This is a genomic window from Streptomyces sp. NPDC055962 (assembly GCF_042270185.1).
In the GTDB taxonomy this organism is placed as follows: Bacteria; Actinomycetota; Actinomycetes; order Streptomycetales; family Streptomycetaceae; genus Streptomyces.
The window spans coordinates 422,321-446,882 of sequence record NZ_JBHJYN010000004.1; the positions used below are offsets into that span (position 1 = coordinate 422,321).

The window sequence follows — 24,562 nt, forward strand, 5'->3', positions numbered from 1 at the left end:
AGGCTTGGTCCGGGCCCATCACGGACACCGGGCCCGGACGTGAGGTGGAACGACGTGAGCGACGGGCGATGGCGCAGGGCCGGGGGAACCCTCATACGCGTGGTCTCGGTGTGGGGCGTCTCGACCCTCACCCTGCTGGCGCTCGCGGGGATCCTGCCCGACTTCCAGCTCCAGGCCGACGACGGCGACACCGTCACGAGGACCGCCTTCACCGCGGCCTGGGGGGCGGGCGCCTTCGGCCTGCTCTCCGCCCTGGTCTGGCCCGTGCTCGTCCGAGCCCTGCTCATCGTGCCCGCCCTGGTGCTGGGCGCACTGGTCTTCTTCCTCAACGGCTCGCTGCTGCTCATCGCCCTGCGGCTCATCCCGGACGGCCGCGGCGACGCCAACCCGGAGACCGCCGTCGTCGTGGCAGCCGTGATGTCCGCCGTCGCCTCCGCGGTCTCCACGGCCCTCGCGGTACGTGACGACGACGCCTACCGGCGCAGGCTCTCCCGGCTCGCCGACCGGCGCCGCAGACGCAGCGGTGTCCCGCACAGCGCGGACGGCGGACGCGCCGGGCCGCCCGGCATCGTGTTCGTCCAGCTCGACGGGGTGGGCCACGACGTGCTGGAACAGGCGGCGGCCGACGGGATCATGCCGACCGTGGCCGGTCTGCTCGCCGACGAGGCGGGCCACCGGCTCACCCCGTGGACCACCGACTGGTCCAGCCAGACGGGAGCCAGCCAGCTCGGCATCCTGCACGGCAGCAACTTCGACGTCCCGGCGTTCCGCTGGTTCGAGAAGGAGAGCGGCACCGTCATGGTCTCCAGCAGACCGGCGAGCGCACTCGAACTCCAGCGCAGAGCCATCGCCCGCACCCGTGACGGGGGCCTGCTCACCGTCGACGGCGCGAGCCGGGGCAACCTCTTCAGCGGCGGGGCGGACCAGCTCGCCCTGGTCCTGTCCATGGCGGCCCGGCTGGGCAAGGGGCGCCGCTCGCGCTCGGGCTACTTCGCCTACTTCTCCGACCCGGCCAACGCCGTCCGCACGGCACTCTCCTTCGTCGCCGAGGTGGGCCGCGAGATCGGCCAGTCGGTGCGCGCACGGGTGCGGAAGGAGTCCCCCCGGGTGAAGCGAGGCGGGCTCTACCCCTTCATCAGGGCCTTCGCCACCGTCGTGGAGCGCGACGTGGTGGTCGCGGCGGTGATCGGCGACATGTTCGCGGGACGCACCGCCGTCTACGCCGACCTGGTCGCCTACGACGAGGTGGCCCACCACTCCGGGCCGCACAGCAGGGACGCGGAGAAGGTCCTCGCACGGCTCGACCGCTCGCTGGGCCTCATCCTGAAGATCGCCGACCACACCCCGCGCGCCTACCGGATCGTGCTGCTGTCCGACCACGGCCAGAGCCCCGGGGAGACCTTCGCGGGGCGGTACGGCCTCACGCTGAAGGACCTCGTACGGGCCGGATGCGGCCTCCCCGTGCCCCGCAGGGCGCAGCGCACCCGCAGTGCCTCGGAGGCCCGCGACGCCGTGCGGATCGCCCTGCACCGGCCGGTCGCCGGGGAGCAGGAGTCGGACCACCCCAAATCCTCCGACCCGGTCGTGCTCGCCTCCGGGAACCTGGGGCTGCTCTCGTTCCCGGACATGGAGGGGCGTGCCTCGCGTGAGCAGCTCGACCGCCGCCACCCCGCCCTGCTCAGCACCCTGGCGGCCCATCCCGGAATCGGCTTCCTGCTCGTGCGGAGCGAGAAGCACGGCTCGGTGGTGCTCGGCGGGGGAGGGGCGGAGATCCCGGTGGCCGAACTGACGGACGGTGAGGGACCGATGGCCGTCTTCGGGGCCGGCGCGGCGGACGCGGTGCGCAGGACCGACGGGTTCCCGCACGTCGCGGACGTCATGGTCAACTCCATGTACGACCCCGGGACCGGCCGGGTGCACGCCTTCGAGGAGCAGATCGGCTCGCACGGCGGGCTCGGCGGCGAACAGTCCCGCCCGTTCCTGCTCTGGCCGCGGACGCTGACGAACCCGCTCGACGCGATGGCTGCGGACGCGCCCCCGGGCACGTCCGCGGAGGGTCCCGCGGGGGTGGCTCAGGCAGGTCCCGTGGGGGCGGAGGCGGTGCACCGGGTGCTGGCCCGCTGGCTCAGGGAGCTCTCCGGACCCCAGGTGCCGCTCGGGCAGGCCGGTTCCACCGGGCCGGCCCGGGCGGACGAGCCCTTCCCGGACGCGTCCTCCCCGATCCGGCCGGCCGACGGGACCGACGGCCGGCCGGTCCGTCCGGAGGGTGCGCACGGTTCCGACGCTCCTGCCCGCGCGGTCGCACCGCTCCCCGCCGTCCCTGATCCCGGCGACGCCGTGCCGGGCACTCGCGGGTGACCGGCCGCGGCGTCAGGCGGACTCGCGCCGTACCAGCGTCGGATGGAAGACCACGGACGGTGCGGGGCCGTCGGCGGGCTTGCCGATCTGCTTCAGGAGGAGCCGGGCCATCTCGGAGGCCATCTCCTCCACCGGCTGACGCACGGTCGTCAGCGGCGGATCGCACGCCACCGCCGCGTTGCTGTCGTCGAAGCCCACCACGGCCACGTCCCCGGGGACGTCCCTGCCCGCACGGAGCAGCACGGGCAGGGCGCCCAGCGCCATCAGGTCGGAGGCGATGAACACCCCGTCCAGGTCCGGTCGCTCGCGCAGCAGCTGCCGCATCGCGGAGGCCCCGCCCGCGTGGGTGAAGTCGCCCTCGGCGGTCACCACGTCCCCGATGCCGTGCTGTTCGAGCGCGTCCAGGAAGCCGGTCAGCCGCACCTGCCCGGCCGGCGTGTCCTGCGGGCCCGCCACCGTTCCGATGCGACGCCGCCCGAGAACGGCCAGATGCTCGGCCGCCATCTGGGCCCCGGCCCGCTGATCCGCCTCGACGTAGGTGAGCGGCGAGGGGCGGCGGGGCCGGCCCGCCAGCACGGCGGGCAGCCGGGTGTCGTGGAGCAGGCCGGGCAGCGGATCATCGGCGTGCGAGGAGATCAGCACCACCCCGTCGACGTGCCCCTGGCGCAGGTAGGACAGGAGCTGGTTCCGGGAGGCCTCGTCGTCGGACAGCATCAGCACCATCTGGATGCCGGCGGGGCGCAGCACATCCATCAGCCCCTCGACCACCCGCCCGAAGTGGGGGTCCGAGAACATCCGGCCGATGAAGGGCTCGGAGACGGCCCGCCGTTCGCGCTCGGACACCACGAGGGCGATCGAATCGGTCCGCCGGGTCACCAGCGAGCGCGCCGCACGGTTGGGGACGTACCCCGTGGTGGACACCGCCTCCTCCACGACGCGCCGCAGGGCCGGGTCCACCGTGGTCGCTCCGTTGATCACGCGGGACACGGTGGCCCGGGAGACGCCAGCCACCGCGGCCACGTCCTCCAAGGTGGCGGGGCGTACGGGCGGTGAGACGTCGGCAGTCATGCAGTCTTTATACCGGGTGATCCGATGGGCAGGCGAAGGGTTCCGGCACGTCAGCGGCCCTGCCCGCGCAGAGCTCCGTCAGCGCCGTCAGCTGTTCCCCGCGCGCGGCGACCAGGGTCCGTGCCCGCGATCTGGCCTCAGAAGAGCCGCCGGCGGACGTCTCGGAGCGGGAGACCTGCTCCGACTGGCGCAGATGGTCGTGGATCTGCGTCACGAGCAGGCGGTCGAACGACGCGCCCCGGGCGGCGCGGGCGCGGTCGAGATCCCCGGCCGTCACCATGCCCGGCATGTCGTGGCCCTTGTGCAGATCGGTGTCCGGCAGCCCCATCCGGTCCCGCAGCCCCCGCAGCCCGGCCAGTTCCCCGGCCTGCCCGGTCCGCAGGCCGGCCGCCCAGGACCGCAGCCCGGGGGTGGTGGCCTTCCCGGCCGCCAGGTCCAGCAGGGCGAGGGCCTGTTCGTCCATCGGGATCATCAGCTGGACCCATGCGGCGTCCGTCGGGTTCGCGGAGGGTGCGGGAGGGGCCGTCGTGGGGGACGGGCCGGACACCGGATCCGATCGGCGGTCTCCCTCCCCGGTGCACGCGGTCAGGAGGGCGAGCAGGAGCAGCAGCGCTGCGGTACGGAGAGCAGCCATCGGCAGGAAGTCCTTGCGCGGGGCGCCCGTCCGGGCCGCTGGGACCCGGACGGGCACTGTCGGACGGTGGGATGACGTGCAGTCAGGGGGTGCCGTCGGCACCGCACTTGATGATGGCGTTGATGCAGTCACGCACCCGTTGCGCCATCTCCGCCTCGGGCCACACGTTGAAGAAGTCGCCGTGCATCGTGTAGCCGCGCCCGGAGGCGAGCCTCAGACGCGCGGGGTCGCCGTTGACCGGATAGCGCAGGACCTGACGCAGCTTCGGAACCGGGACCGGGTGGGTCGACGGGCAGGCCCCGCCCACCGGATAGGCCATGTGGCTCTTGTGGTCGGCCGAGTCGAGATCCTTGCCGTTCCAGCACTGCGGGAAGTCCAGGTAGCTCTCCATCATGGAGCCCGCGGGGCAGTTGACGAAGTCGTGGGACGGGTCGACCTCGCCGTGGTGCAGACAGGACCAGCGGGAGATGGTGTTGTCGTCCGGCCCGGTGGCCTTGGCGTTGCCCGCGACGATGCGCAGCCCGCGGGGGAGCGGCTTGATCGTCCGGATGATGTCGTCCCGCACGCCCTCGCCGAGGTAGTAGAAGGTGGTGCCGGTCGGCTCCACCGCCTTGTCGCCGTCGTACAGCGTGGGGACCCAGTACGAGGAGAGGTCGGTGGTGGGCGCGCAGCTGGTGCGGCCCTTCTCCAGCGAGGCCAGGTCGGAGTGGGCGTTGGTGGTGTCGTTGCCGAAGAAGCTGTGCATGTGCGAGGCGCCGGGGAGACCGGGCAGCACGATCGGGTCGTCGGGGGCCCGGTGCGTGTAGGGGCATTCCGCGAGGAACTCGGCGACCCTGACCACGTCGGCGGCCGCCGCGGCCCCGGCCTGAGGGGCACGGTCGCCGGCGGCGTTGCCCGCGGTGGCCTGGACGAGGGAGAGGGCCAGTGCGGCGGCTGCCAGGCCCGCGATCCGGTAGCGCCAGGGCGCCAGGGTTCTGCGCGCGCGGTGTTCGGTCGTGCGTCTCGTGAAGAAGGGCACGGCACTCCTGTTCCGAGGAAGTGGGGTTCCTCTGACCGGTGGTCCGGCCAGGGTGGAGAGCGCTCTCTCATGGAACGTAGAAGTGTGACCGAAGCATGTCAAGACTCTGGCGGTGACCCTCAATTATGTCCATTTTGCGCGGAGTTCGGGGTTTCCTGACCGGGAGAGCGCTCTCTCGGGAGGTGGTCCGAACGGTGGCCGAAGGGCGTTGTCAGTGGGGAACGGCAGGATGGTGGTCATGACGACGAACTCAGCCGGTGCGCTCGCCGACACCGCCTCCTACGCCGCCGCGGTCGAAGAAGCCGAGCGTGCCGCCGCCGCGTACTACACCGCAGGCGAGAGCAGGCTCGACGACGACGCCTACGACCGGCTCGTGCGCGCGATCGCGGCCTACGAGGAGGAGCACCCGCAGGAGGTCCTGGGATCCTCGCCCACCGGGAAGGTGGCGGGCGGAGCGGTGTCGGGGGACGTGCCGCACACCGTGCCCATGCTCTCGCTGGACAACGTCTTCTCCGCAGAGCAGTTCGTCACCTGGACCGCGTCCGTCGAGCGGCGCATCGGCAGGCCCGTCACCGCCTGGAGCGTGGAGCCCAAGCTCGACGGACTGGCCGTCGCCGCGCGTTACCGGCAGGGCCGCCTCGACCAGCTGATCACCCGCGGCGACGGGACGGCCGGGGAGGACGTCTCGCACGCGATCGGCACGGTGCTCGGCCTGCCCGAGCGGCTCGGAGCTCCCGTCACCCTCGAGGTGCGCGGCGAGATCCTCATGACCGACGAGCAGTTCGAGCAGGCGAACACGGTGCGCACCGCGCACGGTGCGGCCCCCTTCGCCAATCCGCGCAACGGCGCTGCCGGCACGCTGCGCGCCAAGGACCGCCCGTACCGGGTGGAGATGACCTTCTTCGCCTACGGCGCGCTCGCCCTCCCGGATTCGGGCGGGCTGACGGAGACCCTCGCCGAACTCCCGCACAGCGAGGTCCTGGAGTACGTCGCGGGGCTCGGCGTGCACACGGCGGCGGACACCGCGGTGGCCCCGCGCACCGTCACCACGGTCGAGGAGGTGCAGGCCGGGGTCGAGGGCATAGCGGCCCTGCGCGCCTCGCTGCCCTTCGGGATCGACGGCATCGTCATCAAGGCCGACCTGGCCGCGGACCAGCGTGACGCCGGGTCCGGGACGCGGGCGCCGCGCTGGGCCATCGCCTACAAGTTGCCGGCCGTGGAGAAGGTGACCCGGCTGCTCTCCGTCGAGTGGAACGTCGGCAGGACCGGGATCATCGCGCCGCGTGCCGTGCTGGAGCCCGTCGAGATCGACGGATCCACCGTCGGCTACGCCACGCTGCACAACCCGGCCGACATCACCCGTCGTGACCTGCGCCTGGGCGATCACGTCATGGTCTACAAGGCGGGTGACATCATCCCCCGCATCGAGGCCCCCGTGGCGCATCTGCGGACGGGTGAGGAGCAGCCGGTCGAGTTCCCCGAGGTGTGCCCGCAGTGCGGCTCGGAGATCGACATGAGCGAGCAGCGCTGGCGCTGCACCCGCGGTCGCAACTGTCGCCTGGTCGCCTCCGTCTCCTATGCGGCCGGCCGCGATCAGCTCGACATCGAGGGTCTCGGCGCCACCCGCGTCGTCCAGCTCGTCGACGCGGGCCTCGTCCAGGACTTCGCCGACCTCTTCACGCTGGAGCGGGACCAGCTGCTCTCCCTGGACCGGATGGGGGAGACGTCCACCGACAACCTGCTGGCGGCCATCGCCGTGGCCAAGGACCGGCCGCTCTCCCGGGTCTTCTGCGCCCTCGGCGTCCGTGGCACGGGGCGCTCCATGTCCCGCAGGATCGCACGGTACTTCGCCTCGATGGAGCTGATCGTGGCCGCCGACGCGGAAGGGTTGCAGCGGGTCGACGGCATAGGCAAGGAGAAGGCCGCCGCCGTCGTCACGGAGTTGGCGGAGCTGGCTCCTCTGATCGCCAAGCTCGTGTCGGCGGGGGTCAACATGACGGAGCCCGGCGCGACCCCGCCGCCCGAGCCCGGCGCCGAGCCGGAGGCCGGTGCCGAGACGCAGGGTGAGACAGGACTGCCGCTCGCCGGCATGACCGTCGTGGTCACCGGGGCCATGACCGGGGCCCTGGAGAAGCTCTCGCGCAACCAGATGAACGAGCTGATCGAGCGGGCGGGAGGGAAGTCCTCCTCCTCGGTCTCCACGCGCACGAGTCTGCTCGTCGCCGGGGAGAAGGCCGGATCCAAGCGGACCAAGGCCGAGGATCTGGGGGTCCCAATAGCTGCCCCTGAGGAGTTCGCGGAGCTGGTCGAGGCGCACCTCGCCTCGGGGGCATGAACGACACCCGCGGCGACGGACCTTGGATTTGCCCAGGCGGTGGTGTTTCCGGCCTCCGTGTTGCATAGTGAGGGTTCGATCATGCCTTGCTATCCATAGCGCGGGTGTGTGGTGGGGACCGGAGGATGAGGGTCGATGCGTTCTTCGCGTGACGGACGGCGGCGTGGCCCGCAGCTCCATCGGCGGCGCGGCACCCTCACCGCCGCCGGTCGCGGCCCCCGCCCCGCCCCGGGGCTGGCCATCGACCTCGGCAGCTCCGGGACCCGTGCGTGGGTCCTGGGGCAGGGCCTCGTCCCCTGCGGGCCCGCCGGCTGGGACGAAGAAGCCGTCCGCCCGGTGCGCAGGGGACGCATCGTCGACGCGGAGTCATGTGCCCGGCTGCTGGACCGCGTCGCCGACCGCGCGCTGGGGGAGCACCGGCGGGACAGTGTGATCGTGCTGAGTCATCCGGTTCTGGCCGGACCGGAGCACCGGTCGTCGGCCAGGGAACTCCTCGCCGCCCTGGGGCCGTCCGGCGTCGTGGTCCTCAACAGCGCCGGTGCGGCCGCCGCCTGCGCCGGGAGTCCCGGAAGAGGCCCCGTGTTGGTGGTCGACATGGGCGCCGAACTGACCGAGGTGGCCCTGCTCGTCGACGGAGCGGTCGTCGACGCCCGCCAGGCCGACGTGGGGCTCAGCGACTTCGACGCACTGTCGCTGTCCTCGTGCGTCGTACGCCACGTGCTCGGAATGATCGCGTCCATGTGGCGTGAGGACCGGCATGGTGCGGTACGCGGAGCGCTGCGCCGCGGTCCCGTGCTCACCGGGGGCGGAGCGCTGCGGAGCGACGTCACCGCCCGGATCGCGGACAGCCTCGGGGTGCCGGTGCGCGTCGACCACGACCCGGCGACCGCTGTCGTGCGGGGCGCCGCGCTGATCCTCGGCTCCGCCCTGCGTGCTCCGGGTGCGCACGTGGCGTACGCCGCCCCGGTCCGGCCGAGGTGAGCCCCCTCCCGGGCGCACCCCGGGGGAACGCGCCTCCGGCGGGCCCGCACCGCACACGACGGCCCCGCCGCACCCCGCCGCACGACTCGATGCCGCCGCGAGGGGCACGGCACCTCCTCGCCGGGCTGGTCCTCGCCGTCCTGACGCTGCTCGGCGGCGCACCGGCGACGGCCGGCGCCGCGCTCCCCCTGCACACGGCCACGGTCGCCGGCCATCCCTCGGGCCCGGCCGCCCACGCCGGCCATCCCTCGGGCCCGGCCGCCCACGCCGGCCATCCCTCGGGCCCGGCCGCCCACGCCGGCCATCCCTCGGGCCCGGCCGCGCACGCCGGCCGTCCGGCAGGCCCGGCCGCCCACGCCGGCCGTCCGGCAGGCCCGGCCGCGCACGCCGGCCTTCCGGCAAGCCCGGTCGTGCTCCGGCACACGTATGCCGCCCACCTGACCGCGCACACGATCCGGGGCGGCGCGTCCGCGTTCCACGGAGTCGCGGACGTCTCCGGGCCGTCGGCGGCGACCCGGCCCGCCCGCGCCGTGCGGGCCGACGCCGACCCCGTACCCCGGCCGCGCGCGGGCGCCGACCGGCCGCACTCCTCGCACCCCACGCCCCCGCCGGGCCACGGCGCCCTGCCACACCGCGCACAGGGCCTTCCCCTGCGCGGTGTCGGGCCCGGGACGACAGACGCCGTTCCCCTCGTCGTCGTGCGGACCGGGGCGGCGCTTCCCGGTGTACGGGGACCTCCGGGTGTGACGGCCGCTCAGCCGGCCGTCCACCGGTCCCGTTTCGCAGACCTGTCGTCCCGACCCCTCTGAGCCCGGGGTGGACGACGCCCATCCGAGGGGAATCCCATGTCTCGCGCCACCACGGTGCGAGCGGTTCTGGCTGCCGCCGTGCTGCTCGTCGCCGTGCTCATCACGCTGACCATGTCACCCGGACTCGGCCTCGACCTCCGGGGCGGCACCCGGATGGTGCTGCAGGCCAAGGACTCCGGAACGGCGAAGGCCGACCGGGAGAGCACCGATCGCACCCTGGAGGTGCTGAGGCAGCGCATCGACTCGCTCGGTGTCGCCGAACCGGTCCTGACCCGCTCGGGCGAGGACCGCATCATCGTCGAACTGCCCGATGTCCAGGACCCGCGCCAGGCCGCCGAGGTCATCGGCAGGACCGCCCAGCTCGGCTTCCACCCCGTGCGGGGGACCGGGGCGGAGGAGGACGGGCGAACGACCCTGCCCGACGAACAGGGCGCTCTCCTCGTCCTCGGCCCGGAGCGGCTCACCGGCGCGGGGGTCGAGGACGCCACCGCGGATTTCGACGCCCAGCAGGGCACGGGCTGGGCGGTCTCCCTCGACTTCCACCAGGACGCGGGACAGGAGTGGAAGCGGCTCACCGGGGACGCCGCCTGCCATCCGGCCGGGGACGAACGCCGACGCGTCGCGATCGTCCTCGACGGCAAGGTCATCTCCTCGCCCCAGGTCGATCCGTCGGTCGCCTGCGAGGGCGGACTGCCCTCCGGCTCCACCCGCATCACCGGTTCCTTCAGCGCCGACGAGGCACGTGACCTCGCGCTGCTGATCAAGGGCGGCGCACTCCCGGTGCCCGTCGAGATCGTCGAACAGCGGACCGTCGGGCCGACACTCGGCGCCGCGGCCATCGACGCGAGCGCCAGGGCCGCACTCATCGGCGCGGCGGCCACCGCCCTCTTCATCACCTACGCGTACCGGCTCTCCGGAGCCCTTGCCGCCCTCGCGCTCGCCGCGTACGGGGTGATCTCCTACGCCGCCCTGGTCGCTCTCGGAGTCACCCTGACCCTGCCGGGCCTCGCCGGATTCGTCCTCGCCATCGGCATGGCGGTCGACGCCAACGTCCTCGTCTTCGAACGGGCCCGCGAGGAGTACGCGCACCGGACGAGCCGACCGCTCCGCTCCGCACTGACGGCAGGCTTCTGTCACGCGCGGAGCGCGGTCGCCGACTCCAACGTCACCACGCTCATCGCAGCGGGTCTGCTCTTCCTCCTGGGCTCCGGACCGGTCAAGGGCTTCGGGGTCACGCTGGGCATCGGCGTAATGGCCTCCATGTTCTCGGCGCTCGTCATCGCCCGGGCGCTCACCGAGATCGCGGCGGGCTCCCGCTTCGTCAACGACTACCCGGGTGTCAACGGCATCGCGCGCCCCGGGCGCCTGCGCACCTGGCTGAGTACGCGTGACCCCCGGCTCCTCCGGTCGCCGGGCCGCTGGCTGACGGTCTCCATCGCACTCGTCCTCCTCTCCGTGACCGGCATTCTCGTGCGCGGCGTCGACCTGGGTGTCGAGTTCACCGGCGGCCGGCTGATGGAGTACTCCACCAGCCGCCCCGTCGGTGCCGAGGCGGCCCGGGACGCGATCGCCGCCGCCGGCTTCACCGATGCCGACGTCACCACCGCGGGCGACCGCGACCTCTCCGTACGCACCGGCACGCTGGACAACGACGGGGAACACGCCCTGCGCGCCGCGCTGGCCGAGGAGGGCGGCGCGACGGCCAAGGTGCGGGACGAGCTCATCGGGCCCAGCTTCGGCGACGAACTCCGGCGCAACGCCCTGATCGCCCTGGGCATCGCCGTGTTCGTGCAACTCGCCTATCTCGCGGTCCGGTTCCGCTGGACGTTCGCCGTGGCCTCGGTCGGGGCGCTGGTGCACGACGTCGTCGTGCTCGTCGGTGCCTTCGCGTGGCTCGGCCGCCCCGTCGACGGGATCTTCCTCGCGGCCCTTCTGACCGTCATCGGCTACTCCGTCAACGACTCCGTCGTGGTCTTCGACCGGGTACGGGAGCTGTGGGCCCGGAGCCGGCGCACCCCGTTCGCCGAGGTGGCCGGCCGCGCCGTCCTCCAGACCGTCCCGCGCACCGTCAACACCGGGATGGGCGCCCTGTTCATCCTCGTCGCCCTCGCCGTGCTGGGCGGTGACTCGCTCGCGGACTTCGCCCTCGCCCTCCTCATCGGCATCTGCGTGGGCACCTACTCCTCGGTGCTGACCGCGGTGCCGGGAGCAGTCCTTCTCGAGAGGCGCCGCACGGCCCCGCCTCCCACAGGGAAGCGGGCGCCGCAGCGCGGGACGAAGCGCGGGCGGACACGCCGGTACCCGGACGACGCGGGAGCACGTGTGTAGCCCGTGGGCCCGTACGCGCCGGGCCGGGTGGACCCGCACCCCCGGTGCACCCCGTCCGGCGCGTACGGGCCGGGCAGCCCGGCGGGCTGCGGCACAATCCTGACCACGACCAGTGAACGGAGCGTGCCGCTCGTGCCTGCCGTGCTGCGTGACGCCCGGGACACGCTCGTACCCGACATGGCCGGGCCGCACGGGCCGCTGCCGCCGGTGATGCTGGTGCTGACCGTGCTCACCGGGGCGGTCGACGCGTTCAGCTACCTGCTCCTCGGACATGTCTTCGTCGCGAACATGACCGGCAACGTCGTCCTCATGGGCTTCTCCCTCGCCGGCGCACCGGGTTTCTCGACGCCCGCCTCCGCCGCTGCGCTCGCCTCGTTCGCGGCCGGGGCCCTGACCGGAGGCTTCACCGTCCACCGGGCAGGGGCCCACCGGGGCCGGCAGTTGCAGCACGCGCTCCTCGTCGAGACCGTCCTCGTCACCGCCGCCCTGACGGTGGCCCTCGTCTCCGGAGGGCCGTACACCGGAGGGGCCCGCTTCGCGCTCATCGTGCTGCTCGGCCTGGGACTCGGCGTGCAGAACGCCGTCGTCCGGGCACTCGCGGTGCCCGATCTCACCACGACCGTGCTGACCCGCACCCTCACCGGGACCATCGCCGACAGCCGGCTCGCCAAGGGGCCCGGCAGTCGGGCGGGGCGGCGCGCCCTGTCCGCCGCGGCCATGCTGGCCGGCGCCTTCCTCGGGGCCCTGGCCCTGCTGAACGGGCACACGGCCCTGCCCCTGCTGATCGCCGTGGTCCTCCTCGCCGCGGTGACCACCGCGGCGACCCTGTTCGCCCGGAGCGACGCCCCCTGGACACGGCCGCCCGAAGCCGGATGAAGCGGGCCGGGCCGCGGGGGCGGCTTCGTCCTGTGTCGGGCGCGACAGCCGGCGGACCCGGACCGTAACGTCACGGGCACTGTTGCCCGCACCGATACGCCCCAGGAGTCGCCGTATGCCCGCCGAACCGCTCTCCGCACACGACATCGAGGCAGGACTGAATGAACTGCCCGGCTGGCAGCTGGAGGGGGACCGGATCACCCGCACCTACCGGCTGCCCTCCCACTTCGCCGCGGCGGGGCTGACCGTCCACGTCGCCCAGATCCAGGAGGAGCTCAACCACCACTCCGACCTGACGCTGGGCTACAACACCGTGGCCCTCGCCGTGCACACCCACGACGCGGGCGGCGCCGTCACACGGAAGGACCTCGCGCTGGCGGCGCGCGTCGAGGCGATCGCTGCGGGGCACGGGGCGAAGTAGGCGCCGCCGTACGGGAGATCAGAGCGCCGGACCGAACCGGGGGTGTGCGGCGAGCCAGCCCGCGTAGCTGCCGCTGCGCCGCACCGCCTGAGCGTACGCCGCCCGGGTGTGCCCGGTCACCGCCGCGGCCGCCGCACCCGCGGCGACGGAGCGCGGGTGCCGCCCCAGCAGATGGCGCCAGCTCAGCGGTGAGCCCGCGAGGGGCCGGGTCACCAGGCCCGGCGTCGGCGGGAAGGTGGCCCGGCACAGTCCGATCGCCCTGCCCACCTGGACCAGGTGGACGACGGACGCCGTGTCCGTCTCGTACACCGACACAGGGGTGAAGCCGGCGCGTGCGCAGGCCGTGGTGAAGCAGTCGGCGAAGCAGCCGTCGCCCGGCACGTCCGCCCAGCACTCGTCCGCCAGCGCGGAGAGCCCGAGCTCCTGTTCACCGGCCAGCGGATGGTTCTCGGGCAGCATGACGAACACCGGGTCGACGCCGATCACCTCCCAGACCAGCCGCTCGGCCATCGGCGGCGGGCTCTCCCCGCAGGCGCCGATCAGCGCGAAGTCGAGCCTGCCGTCGATCAGCAGCGACGCGATCTCCGCGACCGACCACGAGGTGTGCGTGGTCACCGGTGCCGAGGGATGCGCGGCGGCCAGCCGGTCGACGAGCCCGCCGAGCAGAGGGCCGTGCGTGCCGCCGAGCCGGAACCGCTCCACGGTGGCCCACGCGTTGGCGAAGCGCACCGCCTCCTCCTGGAGCCCGCTGACCGCGGGCAGCACCACCCGCGCGCGTTCCAGCACCAACTCGCCGAGCGGGGTGGGCCGTGCGCCCGTGTGGTCCCGCTCGAAGAGCAGCCCGCCGAGGGTCTTCTCGATCCGCCGCAACTGGGCGCTGAGTGCGGGCTGCGCCAGCCCGAGAGCCGCCGCGGCCTTGGTGAGGCTGCCGGTGTCGGCGATGGCCCGTACGGCACGCAGATGACGTAACTCCAGCTCCATGCGCGCACGGTAGGGGCGATGGCGTCCCTCGGCAATACGTGGAGAGGCTTCGCTCCTGAGGCGGCCCGGCCGGGAGCCCCTTGGCCGGGATCTCCCGGCCAAGGGGCTCCCGGCCCGGAGCAACCGGCCGAGGTCCCGGTGGCCCCCGGCCGGCCGTCCTGCGCGGCCGAGGTGACCGGTCAGCCGTGCCCGCGGTGCCCGCGTGTCAGGACCCGGCCACCGGCGCCTGCAGCTCGGTCACCCACTCGTCCCGGTCCGGTGGACACTCCAGGCTGATCTCCCGCGGGTAGCCGGTGGAGCGGTACCCGTTGCCGTCGATCCAGCGGGCCAGCGCCTGCGACGTGGGCAGCACGGTGTCCATCGAGCCGTGGTGCAACACGGTCGCCGCCTGATCGACGGACGGCAGGTCGAGCACCTGGTAGCCACCGTCCCGGAGCGTGGCCGAGACCTGGACGGCGGCGTGGACGCTGATCCGGCCTCCGCCCTCCGGTGCGTCCTCGTAGTACGCGACCCCGGGACCCGAAGGCACGACGCCCGCCGCCTCCAAGCGGCTGAACAGCTCCTCGTAGAGAGGCCCGATGACCGGGCTGATGTCCTCGGGTTCGAAACTCGCGGCGGTCGCGGTCAGCTCCGCCACCCGGATCGCCGGAAGGCTCTTGATGACGATGTCGTCCGTGGGCATGCGCCCCTCGCTCTCGATCGACCGGAGCCTCGCCTCGACCTGGACCAGCCGCGCGGCGGCCGCCGCCATGCCTGCCTCCAGTTCGGCCTGCCGCAGCCTCAGCATGGCGCGCAGCTCCTCGGTGCTGACCTCCTCGTCCAGGATCCGCCGGACCTGCCGAAGGGTGAGGCCGAGGTCCTTGAGCGCCATCACGCGGTTGAGGCGGCCGAGCTGGGAGGCCGTGTAGGAGCGGTAGCCGGTGGCGGGGTCGACATGGGCGGGGCGCAGCAGTCCGGTCGCGTCGTAGTGGCGCAGCATCCGGACCGAGACGCGGCCGTGGCGGGCGAAGTCTCCGATGGTGAACATGATGTCTCCGAGTTCAGCATCTGACACGGTGTCAGGGTCAAGGAGCGGCCGGCCCGCACGCCTCGACGGCAGCCAGGGGCCCCTCGTCCGTGGTGCTCGTCGTGAGGAGCCACCGCACCGGACACCGGCATCCTCGTAGGATCGTCCCGTGCTGGACTACGACACGGAAGCCGCTCGTTACGACGCCACCCGGGGCGGGACGCCGCGCGCCGAGGCCGCCGCCGGTGCGGTCCTCCGGCTCGTGCCTCCGACCGCGCGCACCCTGCTGGACATCGGCTGCGGGACCGGGCTGGTCACCGAGCGGATCGCGCTGGGGCGCCCCGGGCTCCGCGTGTTCGGCGCGGACGCCTCGCACGGCATGGCGCGGCTCGCCCGGCAGCGTGTCGGCGCGGTCGCCCTGGCCGATGTGCGGAGGCTGCCCCTGGCCGCAGGCACGGTCGACGTGGTGAGCGCGGTCTGGCTGCTGCATCTGCTGCGCGGCGACGGCCTGGTCCGGGAGGTGGTGGCGGAAGCGGCCCGTGTGCTGCGGCCCGGCGGGGTGTTCGTCGCGACCGTCGACAAGGATGCGGGCCACGACGTGGGCAGCGACATCGACGCGGTGCTCGCCCCCTGTCTCAGCGCCCGGCCCGCCGACGCCGCGGACCTGGTCACCGGGTACGCCGGCCACGTCGGCCTGGAACCGGCCGGTGACGCCGGGTTCGCCGGTCATGGGCAGGGACGCTCGCCCCGGCGTGTGGCCAGGGCCGTGCTGCGCGGGGACTACGCGTCGCGGCTGGCCCTGTCCGGGACGGACGCCACCCGGCTCGCGGACGAACTCGTCGCGCTGCCCGACCCCGACACCCCCCGCGCCGACCCGGCGTACCGGCTGCTGGCGTTCCGGGCACGCGGGTGAGCGTGGTGCCTGCCCCGTCCCGTCCGGGGGACGCCCGCATGAGGGTGCCCCACCGCGGACACGGTGGGGCACCCTCATGCGAACGGAAGGGGCTCAGGCCCCGGCGTTGAACTCGGCCGGGTCCGGGCCGAGGCGCTTGCCCTCGTCGAGGGCGGCGAACGCGGCGAGGTCGTCGGCGTCCAGCTCGAAGCCGAAGACATCGATGTTCTCCGCGATCCGTGACGGCGTCACGGACTTGGGGATCACCACGTGGCCGGTCTGGAGGTGCCAGCGGAGCACCGCCTGGGCAGGGGTCCTGCCGTGCTTGTGCGCGACGGCGACGACCGTGGGGACGTCCAGGAGGCCCTTGCCAGAGCCCAGCGGCGACCAGGCCTCGGTGACGATGCCGTGCTCGGCGTGGAAGGCGCGGGACCCGGCCTGCTGGAGCTGCGGGTGCAGCTCGATCTGGTTGACCGCCGGGACGACGGAGGTCTCGCCGAGCAGGCGCTCCAGGTGCTCCGGGTGGAAGTTGGAGACGCCGATGGCCTTCGCGCGGCCCTCGGCGAGGATCTTCTCGAAGGCCTTGTACGTGTCGGTGTAGGCGTCCTTCGCGGGCACCGGCCAGTGGATGAGGTAGAGGTCCACGTACTCGAGACCCAGCTTGTCCAGCGACGCGTCGAAGGCGCGCAGCGTCGAGTCGTGGCCCTGCTCGCTGTTCCACAGCTTGGTGGTGACGAACAGCTCCTCACGGGGCACACCGGAAGCGGCCAGCGCCTTTCCGGTTCCCGCCTCGTTCCCGTAGATCGCGGCGGTGTCGATGCTCCGGTACCCGGCCTCCAGGGCCGTGGTCACGGCCGCCGTGGCCTCGTCGTCCGGCACCTGCCAGACGCCGAAGCCGAGCTGTGGCATCTCGAGGCCGTTGTTGAGGGTGATGGTGGGGACCTGGCTCACGAGCAGTCGATCCTTACGTTGTCGGTCGGTTCTCGTGGGGACAACGATCGGGGCGGCCCGAGCATTCCCGGCTTCCTCGATCCGGTGAACCGGACGGGGTGCCCCTGATGGCGCGTCAGACCGGCCGGGGTGCGCTCACCGGTAGAGCGCGTCGACCTCGGCCGAGTACGCCGTCTCGATCGCCTTCCGCTTCAGCTTGAGCGACGGGGTCAGCAGTCCGTGCTCCTCGGTGAACTGGTGGGCCAGGATGCGGAACGTGCGGATGGACTCCGCCTGCGACACCGCCGTGTTCGCGGCCACCACCGCCCGGCGCACCTCCATCTCCAGCTCGGAGTCGCGCACCAGGTCCGCGGCGCGCATCGGCGTACGCCCCTGCATGGCGAGCCAGTGCTCCACCGACTCGTGGTCCACGGTGACGAGCGCCGCGATGTACGGCCGGTCGTTCCCGACGACGATGCACTGCGCGACCAGCGGATGGGCGCGCACCCGCTCCTCCAGGCCGCTCGGGGCCACGCTCTTGCCCCCGGAGGTCACGAGGATCTCCTTCTTGCGGCCGGTGATGGTCAGATAGCCGTCGTCGTCGAGCGAGCCGATGTCGCCGGTGGCCAGCCATCCGTCGTTCAGCACGGCGTCGGTGGACTTGGGGTCGCCCAGGTAGCCGGAGAACACGTTGGAGCCGTGCACCCAGATCTCCCCGTCGCGGGCGATGTGCACCGAGGATCCGGGGATCGGCTGGCCGACCGTGCCGTAGCGGGTCCGCTCCGGCGGATTGGCCGTCGCGGCGGCGGTCGTCTCGGTGAGCCCGTAGCCCTCGTAGACCGTGACGCCCGCGCCCGCGAAGAACAGGCCGAGCTGCCGGTCCATGCCCGAGCCGCCCGACATCGCGTGCCTCACCCGGCCGCCCATCGCCTCGCGGACCTTGCGGTAGACGACCTTGTCGAAGAACTGGTGCTGCATGCGCAGCCCGGCGGACGGTCCGGGGCCGGTACCGAAGGCGCGGTCCTCCAGGGCCTCGGCGTACTTCACCGCGATGTCGACGGCCTTGTCGAAGGCTCCGACCCTGCCCTCGGACTCCGCCTTGCGCCGGGCGCCGTTGAAGACCTTCTCGAAGATGTAGGGCACCGCCAGGATGAAGGTGGGCCGGAAGGCCACCAGGTCCGGCATGAGCGCCTTCGCGGACAGCTCCGGCTGGTGCCCCAGCTTCACCCGGCCGCGCAGCGCCGCGATCTCCACCATGCGTCCGAAGACGTGAGCGAGCGGGAGGAAGAGCAGCGTCGCCGCCTCCTCGCCCGGCTTGGAGAGGAACACCGGGTGCCAGCGGGCGACCATGGTGTCGGCCTCGAACATGAAGTTGGCGTGGGTGATGACACAGCCCTTGGGGCGCCCCGTCGTGCCGGACGTGTAGATCACGGTCGCCACCGAGTCGGGGGTCACCGCGCGGCGGTGCCGGTGGACGACCTCGTCGTCGATCAGTGCCCCGGCCTCGGTGAGCTCGGCCACGGCGTCGGCGTCCAGCTGCCAGAGCCGGCGCAGATGCGGCAGCCGGTCGATCACGGAGCCGATCGTCATGGCGTGGTCCTCGTGCTCGACCATGACGGCCGCGACCTCGGCGTCGTGCAGCATCCACAGGACCTGCTCGGCCGACGAGGTCGGGTAGATCGGCACGGACTGGGCGCCCACGGTCCAGAGGGCGAAGTCGAACAGCGTCCACTCGTAGCGCGTACGGGACATCAGGGCGACCCGGTCGCCGAAGCGGACACCCTGGGCGATCAGCCCCTTCGCCAGGGCCAGCACCTCGTCGCGGAACGCTGCGGCCGAGACGTCGTGCCAGTGCCCCTCCGCGTCCTTGCGGCCGAGGGCGGTCCGGTGCGGATCCTCCTCCGCGAAATCGAAGACGGTATCGGCAAGACCGCCGACTTGAGGGGCAGCGGCCATGGGTGGGACGGTGAACTCACGCAATGACCTGCTCCTTGTGGCTCCGCACGGCGCCGCGACGCTACCTCACCGCGTGGGCATCCGGGAGGGTCCGAAGTCTCCGGAAAACGTGGCATCTGGCCAGTCCGACCGTAGAAATCGGGCCAGAAGGGCAAGGCTCGGGCGCACTTCTGACCACCGGGTAAGTAGCTGGGGCGGGAATCTCCACCGAATCTGTACGCGGCGCTTACGCCGGATCCGGGTGCGCGGGCAGGACCGGACCGCGGTGGAGCCGGTCCCCGCCCGCCAGGATCGCCGCCGCGAGGGCGTCCGCGGCCTCCTGGGCCGTGTCCCGGCGGCGTCCGTGCAGCAGCACGAAATCCACATCTCCCAGCTCCGGCAGGCCGGCCCGGGCGGGCACCGGCACGAGACCCGGCGGAATGAGCCCCCGGGTGTGCGCCATCACCCCCAGGCCCGCCCGCGCCGCCGCCACCAGCGCGCTGAGGCTCGCACTCGTGCACGCGAAGCGCCAGGCCCTGCCGTGCTCCTCCAGCACCTCCAGCGCACGGGCCCGGGTGATGCCGGGGGGCGGGAAGGCGATCAGCGGAAGCGGGCGGTCCGGGTCGATCCGCAGCTGCGGGGCGCCGATCCAGGCAAGGGTGTCCTGCCAGACCAGCTCACCATGGGTGTCACCGGTACGGCGCTTCGCCAGCACCAGATCGAGCCGGCCCGCCGCGAGCTGGCGGTGCAGCGCACCGGACAGCTCCACCGTCAGCTCCAGCTCGACCTCGGGGTGATCGCGCCGGAAGGACTCCAGGATCTCAGGAAGCCGGGTCAGGACGAAGTCCTCCGAGGCTCCGAACCGCAGCCGGCCGCGCAGCCGCGTGCCGGTGAAGAACGCCGCCGCCCGCTCGTTGGCCTGCAGGATCGTCCGGGCGAACCCCAGCATGGCCTCGCCGTCCTGGGTGAGGTCGACCCGGTGCGTGTCCCGGGCGAACAGCTGCCGGCCTGCCTCGGACTCCAGGCGGCGGACGTGCTGGCTGACGGTCGACTGGCGCACGCCGAGCCGGCGCGCCGCCTGGGTGAAGCTCAGGGTCTGGGCGACGGCCAGGAAGGTGCGGAGCTGGACGGGGTCGTACACGCGGCCGAGGCTATCGCCTTTCGTGATGACAGTCAGTGCGGTGTACCGGATTCCCGATCGCAGTGTTCAGGAGCAGGATGGGAGGCCACGATTCCACCGAGAGGGCACGGAGCACATGAGCCGCCGCACCAGCCGCCGTATACCCGCGCTGCCGTCCTGGCTGCCGGTCGACCCGTACATCCTGGCGCTGATCGGCACGGTGGTCCTCGCGGCGCTCCTCCCCGTGTCGGGGACCGGCGCCGACATCGCGGGCGGCGCGTCGACCGGTGCGGTGGCCCTGCTCTTCTTCCTGTACGGCGCGCGTCTGTCGACCGCCGAGGCGCTGGACGGGCTGAAGCACTGGCGGCTCCACCTCACCGTCCTGGCCTGCACCTTCCTGGTGTTCCCGCTGCTCGGGCTCGCCGGCCACGGGCTGGTGCCCTACGTGCTGAGCCCGCAGCTCCAGGACGGCTTCCTCTTCCTGTGCCTCGTCCCGTCGACCATCCAGTCGTCGATCGCCTTCACCTCGATGGCCCGCGGCAACGTGCCGGCCGCGATCTGCGCCGGCTCCTTCTCCAGCATCGCCGGGATCGTGCTCACCCCGCTGCTCGCCGCGGTCCTGCTCGGCGGGAGCGCGGGAGGGTTCTCCACCGACGCCCTGGTGAAGATCGTCCTCCAGCTGCTCGTGCCCTTCCTCGCGGGACAGCTGCTGCGCCGCTGGGTCGGCGGATTCATCGGCCGCCACCGCAAGGTGCTGGGCTACGTCGACCGCGGCTCGATCCTGCTCGTGGTCTACACGGCCTTCAGCGAGGGCATGGTGGCCGGGATCTGGCACCAGGTCACCCCGCTCCGGCTCGGCGGGCTGCTCGCCGCCGAGGCCGTGCTGCTCGCCCTCATGCTCACGCTGAGCTGGTACGGCGCGAAGCGCCTGGGCTTCGGGCGTGAGGACCGCATCGCCATCCAGTTCGCCGGGTCGAAGAAGAGCCTGGCGGCCGGGCTCCCGATGGCGAGCGTCCTGTTCGGTGCGCACGCGAGCCTCGCTGTGCTGCCGCTGATGCTCTTCCACCAGATGCAGCTGATGGTCTGTGCGGTGATCGCCAAGCGCCGCTCCCGCGACCTTCAGCCGGACACCGGAACGGTGGCGCAGCACCCCGTTCCCGTGAGCTGACGCACGCCTGAGAGGGCCCGGCCGGCACGGGGCGCTCCCCGCCGGCCGGACCCCTGCCCCGTGCGGGCCGGTCTCAGCCCTGGCCCACCGCCGCCCCGAGGGCGATGCGGTGGTCTCCCGCGTACACGTTCATGGACTGGCCCCGCAGGAAGCCGACGAGGGTCAGTCCGCTCTCGGCCGCGAGGTCCACGGCCAGCGACGACGGCGCGGAGACCGCCGCGAGCACCGGGATCCCCGCCATCACCGCCTTCTGCGCCAGCTCGAAGGAGGCGCGCCCCGACACCAGCAGGACGGACCGGGAGAGCGGCAGGCGGTCGTCCGTGAGGGCGCGCCCCACGAGCTTGTCGACGGCGTTGTGGCGGCCGACGTCCTCCCGGATGTCGAGCAGCTCGCCCTCCGGCGAGAACAGTGCCGCGGCGTGCAGGCCCCCGGTCCGGTCGAACACCCGCTGCGCCTCGCGCAGCCGGTCGGGGAGGGCGGAGAGCAGGGCCGGCGTCACCCGGACCGGGGGAGTGTCGGACACGGGGTGGCGGGTCGTGGTGCGTACGGCGTCGAGGCTCGCCTTGCCGCACAGGCCGCAGGACGAGGTGGTGTAGACGTTGCGTTCCAGCGTGATGTCGGGGACGACGACGCCGGGCGCGAGCTTCACGTCCACCACGTTGTACGTGTTCACACCGTCGGCCGTCGCCCCGGCGCAGTACACGATCGACTGCACCTCGGAGCCCTCGCCGATCACGCCCTCGCTCACCAGGAAGCCGGCCGCGAGCGCGAAGTCGTCGCCCGGGGTCCGCATCGTGATGGCGAGCGGCCTGCCGTTGAGCCGGATCTCCAGCGGCTCCTCCGCGACGAGGGTGTCGGGGCGGGTCGTGACCGCCCCGTCCCGGATGCGGATGGTGCGGCGACGCTCGGTGACCCGTCCCATAGCCGTCAATCCCGATTCTGTACGTGTTGGAAGCCGAAACGGCCCTTGATACAGAGGTTGCCACGGGTCACCGGGTTGTCGTGCGGCGAGGTGGCCTCGACGATCTCGTTCTCCTGCACGGGGGGTGTCACGTTGCAGCCCGTTCCGCAGTACGCGCAGACGGTCGTGGTCCGCGTCTGCGCGGTCTCGTCCCCCTGTGCCCGTGACACGCACTGTTCGTCGGCCCGGGCGGCCTCGGCGCCGAAGCGTCCGGGCCGCGCCGCGTACTCCTCGGCCCACTCGGCGGCGCGCGGGTGGTCGAGAGGTCCGTCGACGAGGCCACCGAACCGGGCGTCGTGCCGGCCGCACGGGTGCCCTCGAAGGTGAGCGGGACGTCCAGCTCGTCGGGCTACGAGGCCCCCGGCGGGCGAAGCCGAGGAGCACGGCCTGCCGGGCCGGTGTCCCGGTCGTGGCGGGGATGTCCGTGAAAGTTCCCGGGGAGCTGTTCGAGACGCTCCAACCTCAGGGCCGGATTCCTGTGGGGTTACATGCCTCTGTACCGATCGGTAGCAACCAAGACTGGATAGTTCCTGCCAAACGTAGCGAGGGGAACCCGTACATGACCGGCTCACGTGTCGTGGCGCTCGGCCACTACCAGCCTGCCAAGGTCCTCACCAACGACGACCTGGCGGCCATGGTCGACACCAGTGACGAGTGGATCACCAGCCGGGTCGGCATCAGGACCCGGCACGTGGGCGGCCCGGACGAACCCGTGGACGAACTGGCCGCGCACGCGGCGGCCAAGGCACTCGCCTCGGCCGGACTGCAGCCCTCGGACATCGACCTGGTCCTCGTGGCCACCTCCACGGCCGTCGACCGCTCCCCGAGCATGTCCGCCCGGGTCGCAGCGCGCCTGGGCATGGGCGCTCCGGCCGTGATGGACATCAACGTCGTCTGCTCCGGGTTCACCCACGCCCTGGCCACCGCCGACCACGCGATCCGGGCCGGTGCCGCCGCACGCGCCCTCGTCATCGGTGCCGACAAGATGGGCGACATCGTCGACTGGACGGACCGTTCCACCTGCGTGCTGATGGGCGACGGTGCGGGTGCCGCCGTCGTCACCGCGGATCCGGACGGGGGTGACAGGCCGGGGATCGGCCCCGTCCTGTGGGGGTCGGTGCCCTCCATGGGCAACGCCGTACGCATCGAGGGCATGCCCCCGCGCTTCGCGCAGGAGGGCCAGTCCGTCTACCGCTGGGCCACCACGCAGCTGCCTCCGATCGCCCGTGAGGTCTGCGCGCGGGCGGGGCTCGCGCCCGAGGATCTCGCCGCGGTGGTGCTGCACCAGGCCAATCTGAGGATCATCGAACCCGTCGCCCGGAAGATCGGCGCGGTCAACGCCGTCATCGCACGGGACGTGGTGGACTCCGGCAACACCTCGGCCGCGTCGATCCCGATGGCCCTGTCCAAACTGGTGGAGCGGGGCGAGGTCGCGAGCGGTGCGCCGGCCCTGCTCTTCGGCTTCGGCGGGAATCTCTCGTACGCGGGCCAGGTGATCCGCTGTCCCTGAGTCCCCCGTCGAGGCATTGCGCTCGGTAGACTGTAGACGATAAGCAATTGCCCGGCGCCCGGAGGGGGACCGCGATGTTGTCCACAGGACTGCCGCAAGGAACGGTGCCGAAGCTGGAGCGGCCGGGGCCGTTGCGCGAGCGTGTCTACGAGGCTCTCCTCGAGCTGATCACCACGCGCGCCCTCAGCCCCGGCCAGCATCTGGTCGAGAGTGAACTGGCCGGGCATCTGGGGGTGTCGCGGCAGCCGGTACGCGAGGCACTCCAGCGGCTGAACACCGAGGGCTGGGTCGATCTGCGCCCCGCGCAGGGCGCCTTCGTCCACGAACCGACCGAGGAGGAGGCGGACCAACTGCTCTCGGTCCGCACCCTGCTGGAGGCCGAGGCCGCCCGGCTGGCCGCCGCCCACTCGGGACGGCCGGGCATCGAGGCCCTGGAGGAGCTCTGCTCGCAGGGGGAGCGGGCGGTCGCCGCCGACGACGTGGACCTCGCCGTGGCCACGAACGCCGCCTTCCATGCCAAGGTCATGGAGCTGGCGGGCAACGTGGTCCTGTCCGAGCTCGCCGCCCAGGTGGACCGCCGTGTCCGCTGGTACTACACGCCGGTGGCCCGCCGGCGCGGCACCCAGTCCTGGATCGAGCACCGCGAGCTGATCGAAGCGATCGCCTCCAGGGACGAACAGCGGGCGACCGCGATCATGCGCGCCCACACCGAGCACACGCGCGAGACGTATCACCAGCGCGAACGGTCCTGACGCTCCCGGCGACGGAAGACCCCGGCGTCCGGGCGCGTCGCCTCTCCGCAAGGGCCGCCCGGTCCGTCATACGCCCACCGTCCGGAGGGACTTCGCCGCTCACGGAGCGGAGGCACAGAGTGCGAGCGGCCCGGCGGCCGTGAGCACCCGGGCCGCCCCCGCCGCCGACGGAGCGGTCGTGCGGCGGGGACCGGGGGTGGCGGCACGGCGTACGGAAAGGACATCGGGAGCGCGGGCGAAGCCGGGGCGGCCGGTGGGCGGATCGCGCCGCTGGACCGGCGGGTGTTCGCCGTCGCAGGCGCGGTCTTCGCCGTGCTGATGGCACTGCCCCCCGCGCTGCGGCTTCCCCATCGACGAGCTCTACTTCCTCGACTCCGCCCGGCACCTCCAGGCGGGTTACGTCGACCAGCCGCTGCTCGCACCGCTGCTGGCCGGGGGCTCGCTGTCCCTGTCCGGGTCTCGGAAGCGGGTCTGCGGCT

General features: G+C 72.9%; 20 protein-coding genes and 1 pseudogene. 11 read left to right on the plus strand and 10 right to left on the minus strand.

What is annotated here, in order from left to right; translation table 11 throughout:
* Window positions 1-54 precede the first annotated feature (54 nt).
* On the plus strand, window positions 55-2,358 hold the full coding sequence (locus tag ACFC51_RS15515) for an alkaline phosphatase family protein (RefSeq protein WP_376529055.1): 2,304 nt from the start codon (window positions 55-57) through the stop codon (window positions 2,356-2,358).
* Window positions 2,359-2,370: 12 nt separating this feature from the next.
* On the opposite strand, the gene ACFC51_RS15520 is transcribed toward ACFC51_RS15515, so the two are convergent.
* From ACFC51_RS15520 to ACFC51_RS15530, 3 genes are all read right to left on the minus strand, one after another.
* Window positions 2,371-3,426, minus strand: coding sequence for a LacI family DNA-binding transcriptional regulator (locus tag ACFC51_RS15520; RefSeq protein WP_376370224.1), 1,056 nt, complete (start codon window positions 3,424-3,426; stop codon window positions 2,371-2,373).
* A 7-nt stretch (window positions 3,427-3,433) separates the two neighbouring features.
* Window positions 3,434-4,060, minus strand: coding sequence for a DUF305 domain-containing protein (locus ACFC51_RS15525; RefSeq protein WP_376529057.1), 627 nt, complete (start codon window positions 4,058-4,060; stop codon window positions 3,434-3,436).
* Window positions 4,061-4,142: 82 nt separating this feature from the next.
* Complete coding sequence (locus tag ACFC51_RS15530) at window positions 4,143-5,078, minus strand: DUF1996 domain-containing protein (RefSeq protein WP_376529059.1); 936 nt, start codon at window positions 5,076-5,078, stop codon at window positions 4,143-4,145.
* Between the two features lie 238 nt (window positions 5,079-5,316).
* On the opposite strand from ACFC51_RS15530, the gene ligA reads away from it, so the two are divergent.
* The 6 genes from ligA to ACFC51_RS15560 all read left to right on the plus strand — a co-directional run bounded on the left by ligA (window position 5,317) and on the right by ACFC51_RS15560 (window position 12,828).
* On the plus strand, window positions 5,317-7,413 hold the full coding sequence (gene ligA / locus ACFC51_RS15535) for an NAD-dependent DNA ligase LigA (protein ID WP_376529061.1): 2,097 nt from the start codon (window positions 5,317-5,319) through the stop codon (window positions 7,411-7,413).
* A 135-nt stretch (window positions 7,414-7,548) separates the two neighbouring features.
* The gene (locus tag ACFC51_RS15540; protein WP_376529063.1) at window positions 7,549-8,394 is read left to right on the plus strand and encodes a rod shape-determining protein; all 846 of its coding nucleotides are present in this window, start codon (window positions 7,549-7,551) and stop codon (window positions 8,392-8,394) included.
* 89 nt (window positions 8,395-8,483) lie between these two features.
* Window positions 8,484-9,203, plus strand: a complete 720-nt coding sequence (locus ACFC51_RS15545; RefSeq protein WP_376529065.1) for a hypothetical protein — start codon at window positions 8,484-8,486, stop codon at window positions 9,201-9,203.
* A 36-nt stretch (window positions 9,204-9,239) separates the two neighbouring features.
* Window positions 9,240-11,531, plus strand: a complete 2,292-nt coding sequence (secD, locus tag ACFC51_RS15550; RefSeq protein WP_376529068.1) for a protein translocase subunit SecD — start codon at window positions 9,240-9,242, stop codon at window positions 11,529-11,531.
* A gap of 132 nt (window positions 11,532-11,663) precedes the next feature.
* Entirely contained in the window at window positions 11,664-12,407 is a 744-nt protein-coding gene (locus ACFC51_RS15555; RefSeq protein WP_376370335.1) for a YoaK family protein, read from the plus strand.
* 115 nt (window positions 12,408-12,522) lie between these two features.
* Window positions 12,523-12,828: a 4a-hydroxytetrahydrobiopterin dehydratase gene (locus tag ACFC51_RS15560; protein ID WP_376370213.1), complete on the plus strand. Its 306-nt coding sequence runs from the start codon at window positions 12,523-12,525 to the stop codon at window positions 12,826-12,828.
* Between the two features lie 18 nt (window positions 12,829-12,846).
* On the opposite strand, the gene ACFC51_RS15565 is transcribed toward ACFC51_RS15560, so the two are convergent.
* Together ACFC51_RS15565 and ACFC51_RS15570 are read right to left on the minus strand one after the other, a co-directional pair.
* On the minus strand, window positions 12,847-13,809 hold the full coding sequence (locus ACFC51_RS15565; protein WP_376370212.1) for a LysR substrate-binding domain-containing protein: 963 nt from the start codon (window positions 13,807-13,809) through the stop codon (window positions 12,847-12,849).
* A gap of 205 nt (window positions 13,810-14,014) precedes the next feature.
* The gene (locus ACFC51_RS15570) at window positions 14,015-14,836 is read right to left on the minus strand and encodes a MerR family transcriptional regulator (RefSeq protein ID WP_376529237.1); all 822 of its coding nucleotides are present in this window, start codon (window positions 14,834-14,836) and stop codon (window positions 14,015-14,017) included.
* A gap of 148 nt (window positions 14,837-14,984) precedes the next feature.
* Here ACFC51_RS15570 and ACFC51_RS15575 point away from each other — a divergent pair, with 148 nt between their 5' ends.
* Window positions 14,985-15,728: a class I SAM-dependent methyltransferase gene (locus ACFC51_RS15575; RefSeq protein ID WP_376370210.1), complete on the plus strand. Its 744-nt coding sequence runs from the start codon at window positions 14,985-14,987 to the stop codon at window positions 15,726-15,728.
* A gap of 93 nt (window positions 15,729-15,821) precedes the next feature.
* Here ACFC51_RS15575 and ACFC51_RS15580 read toward each other — a convergent pair whose 3' ends face one another.
* The 3 genes from ACFC51_RS15580 to ACFC51_RS15590 all read right to left on the minus strand — a co-directional run bounded on the left by ACFC51_RS15580 (window position 15,822) and on the right by ACFC51_RS15590 (window position 19,713).
* Window positions 15,822-16,658, minus strand: a complete 837-nt coding sequence (locus ACFC51_RS15580) for an aldo/keto reductase (protein ID WP_376529070.1) — start codon at window positions 16,656-16,658, stop codon at window positions 15,822-15,824.
* A 135-nt stretch (window positions 16,659-16,793) separates the two neighbouring features.
* Window positions 16,794-18,593 carry an AMP-dependent synthetase/ligase gene (locus tag ACFC51_RS15585; protein ID WP_376370208.1) on the minus strand — a complete coding sequence of 600 codons (1,800 nt, stop codon included), beginning with the start codon at window positions 18,591-18,593 and terminating at the stop codon, window positions 16,794-16,796.
* A 226-nt stretch (window positions 18,594-18,819) separates the two neighbouring features.
* Entirely contained in the window at window positions 18,820-19,713 is an 894-nt protein-coding gene (locus ACFC51_RS15590; protein WP_376370207.1) for a LysR substrate-binding domain-containing protein, read from the minus strand.
* A gap of 115 nt (window positions 19,714-19,828) precedes the next feature.
* Between ACFC51_RS15590 and ACFC51_RS15595 the strand changes: the two genes are divergently transcribed.
* Window positions 19,829-20,860 (plus strand): bile acid:sodium symporter family protein, encoded by a 1,032-nt coding sequence (locus ACFC51_RS15595; RefSeq protein ID WP_376529072.1) that lies wholly within the window; start codon window positions 19,829-19,831, stop codon window positions 20,858-20,860.
* 73 nt (window positions 20,861-20,933) lie between these two features.
* On the opposite strand, the gene fdhD is transcribed toward ACFC51_RS15595, so the two are convergent.
* Window positions 20,934-21,782 (minus strand): formate dehydrogenase accessory sulfurtransferase FdhD, encoded by an 849-nt coding sequence (fdhD, locus tag ACFC51_RS15600; RefSeq protein ID WP_376370204.1) that lies wholly within the window; start codon window positions 21,780-21,782, stop codon window positions 20,934-20,936.
* Window positions 21,783-21,787: 5 nt separating this feature from the next.
* Window positions 21,788-22,104, minus strand: a pseudogene (locus ACFC51_RS15605) (hypothetical protein); the annotation flags it as partial.
* A 276-nt stretch (window positions 22,105-22,380) separates the two neighbouring features.
* On the opposite strand from ACFC51_RS15605, the gene ACFC51_RS15610 reads away from it, so the two are divergent.
* Window positions 22,381-23,331, plus strand: a complete 951-nt coding sequence (locus tag ACFC51_RS15610; RefSeq protein ID WP_376529075.1) for a beta-ketoacyl-ACP synthase III — start codon at window positions 22,381-22,383, stop codon at window positions 23,329-23,331.
* Between the two features lie 74 nt (window positions 23,332-23,405).
* Window positions 23,406-24,083, plus strand: coding sequence for a GntR family transcriptional regulator (locus ACFC51_RS15615; RefSeq protein WP_376370202.1), 678 nt, complete (start codon window positions 23,406-23,408; stop codon window positions 24,081-24,083).
* The last annotated feature ends 479 nt before the right edge of the window (window positions 24,084-24,562 follow it).

Coding starts and splice junctions, on each gene's coding strand:
- ACFC51_RS15595 (WP_376529072.1), top strand. CDS start 19,829: ATGAGCCGCCGCACCAGCCGCCGTATACCCGCGCTGCCGTCCTGGCTG.
- ACFC51_RS15540 (WP_376529063.1), top strand. CDS start 7,549: ATGCGTTCTTCGCGTGACGGACGGCGGCGTGGCCCGCAGCTCCATCGG.
- ACFC51_RS15610 (WP_376529075.1), top strand. CDS start 22,381: ATGACCGGCTCACGTGTCGTGGCGCTCGGCCACTACCAGCCTGCCAAG.
- ACFC51_RS15585 (WP_376370208.1), bottom strand. CDS start 18,593: ATGGCCGCTGCCCCTCAAGTCGGCGGTCTTGCCGATACCGTCTTCGAT.
- ligA (WP_376529061.1), top strand. CDS start 5,317: ATGACGACGAACTCAGCCGGTGCGCTCGCCGACACCGCCTCCTACGCC.
- ACFC51_RS15560 (WP_376370213.1), top strand. CDS start 12,523: ATGCCCGCCGAACCGCTCTCCGCACACGACATCGAGGCAGGACTGAAT.
- ACFC51_RS15520 (WP_376370224.1), bottom strand. CDS start 3,426: ATGACTGCCGACGTCTCACCGCCCGTACGCCCCGCCACCTTGGAGGAC.
- ACFC51_RS15570 (WP_376529237.1), bottom strand. CDS start 14,836: ATGTTCACCATCGGAGACTTCGCCCGCCACGGCCGCGTCTCGGTCCGG.
- ACFC51_RS15545 (WP_376529065.1), top strand. CDS start 8,484: ATGCCGCCGCGAGGGGCACGGCACCTCCTCGCCGGGCTGGTCCTCGCC.
- fdhD (WP_376370204.1), bottom strand. CDS start 21,782: ATGGGACGGGTCACCGAGCGTCGCCGCACCATCCGCATCCGGGACGGG.
- secD (WP_376529068.1), top strand. CDS start 9,240: ATGTCTCGCGCCACCACGGTGCGAGCGGTTCTGGCTGCCGCCGTGCTG.
- ACFC51_RS15565 (WP_376370212.1), bottom strand. CDS start 13,809: ATGGAGCTGGAGTTACGTCATCTGCGTGCCGTACGGGCCATCGCCGAC.
- ACFC51_RS15615 (WP_376370202.1), top strand. CDS start 23,406: ATGTTGTCCACAGGACTGCCGCAAGGAACGGTGCCGAAGCTGGAGCGG.
- ACFC51_RS15525 (WP_376529057.1), bottom strand. CDS start 4,060: ATGGCTGCTCTCCGTACCGCAGCGCTGCTGCTCCTGCTCGCCCTCCTG.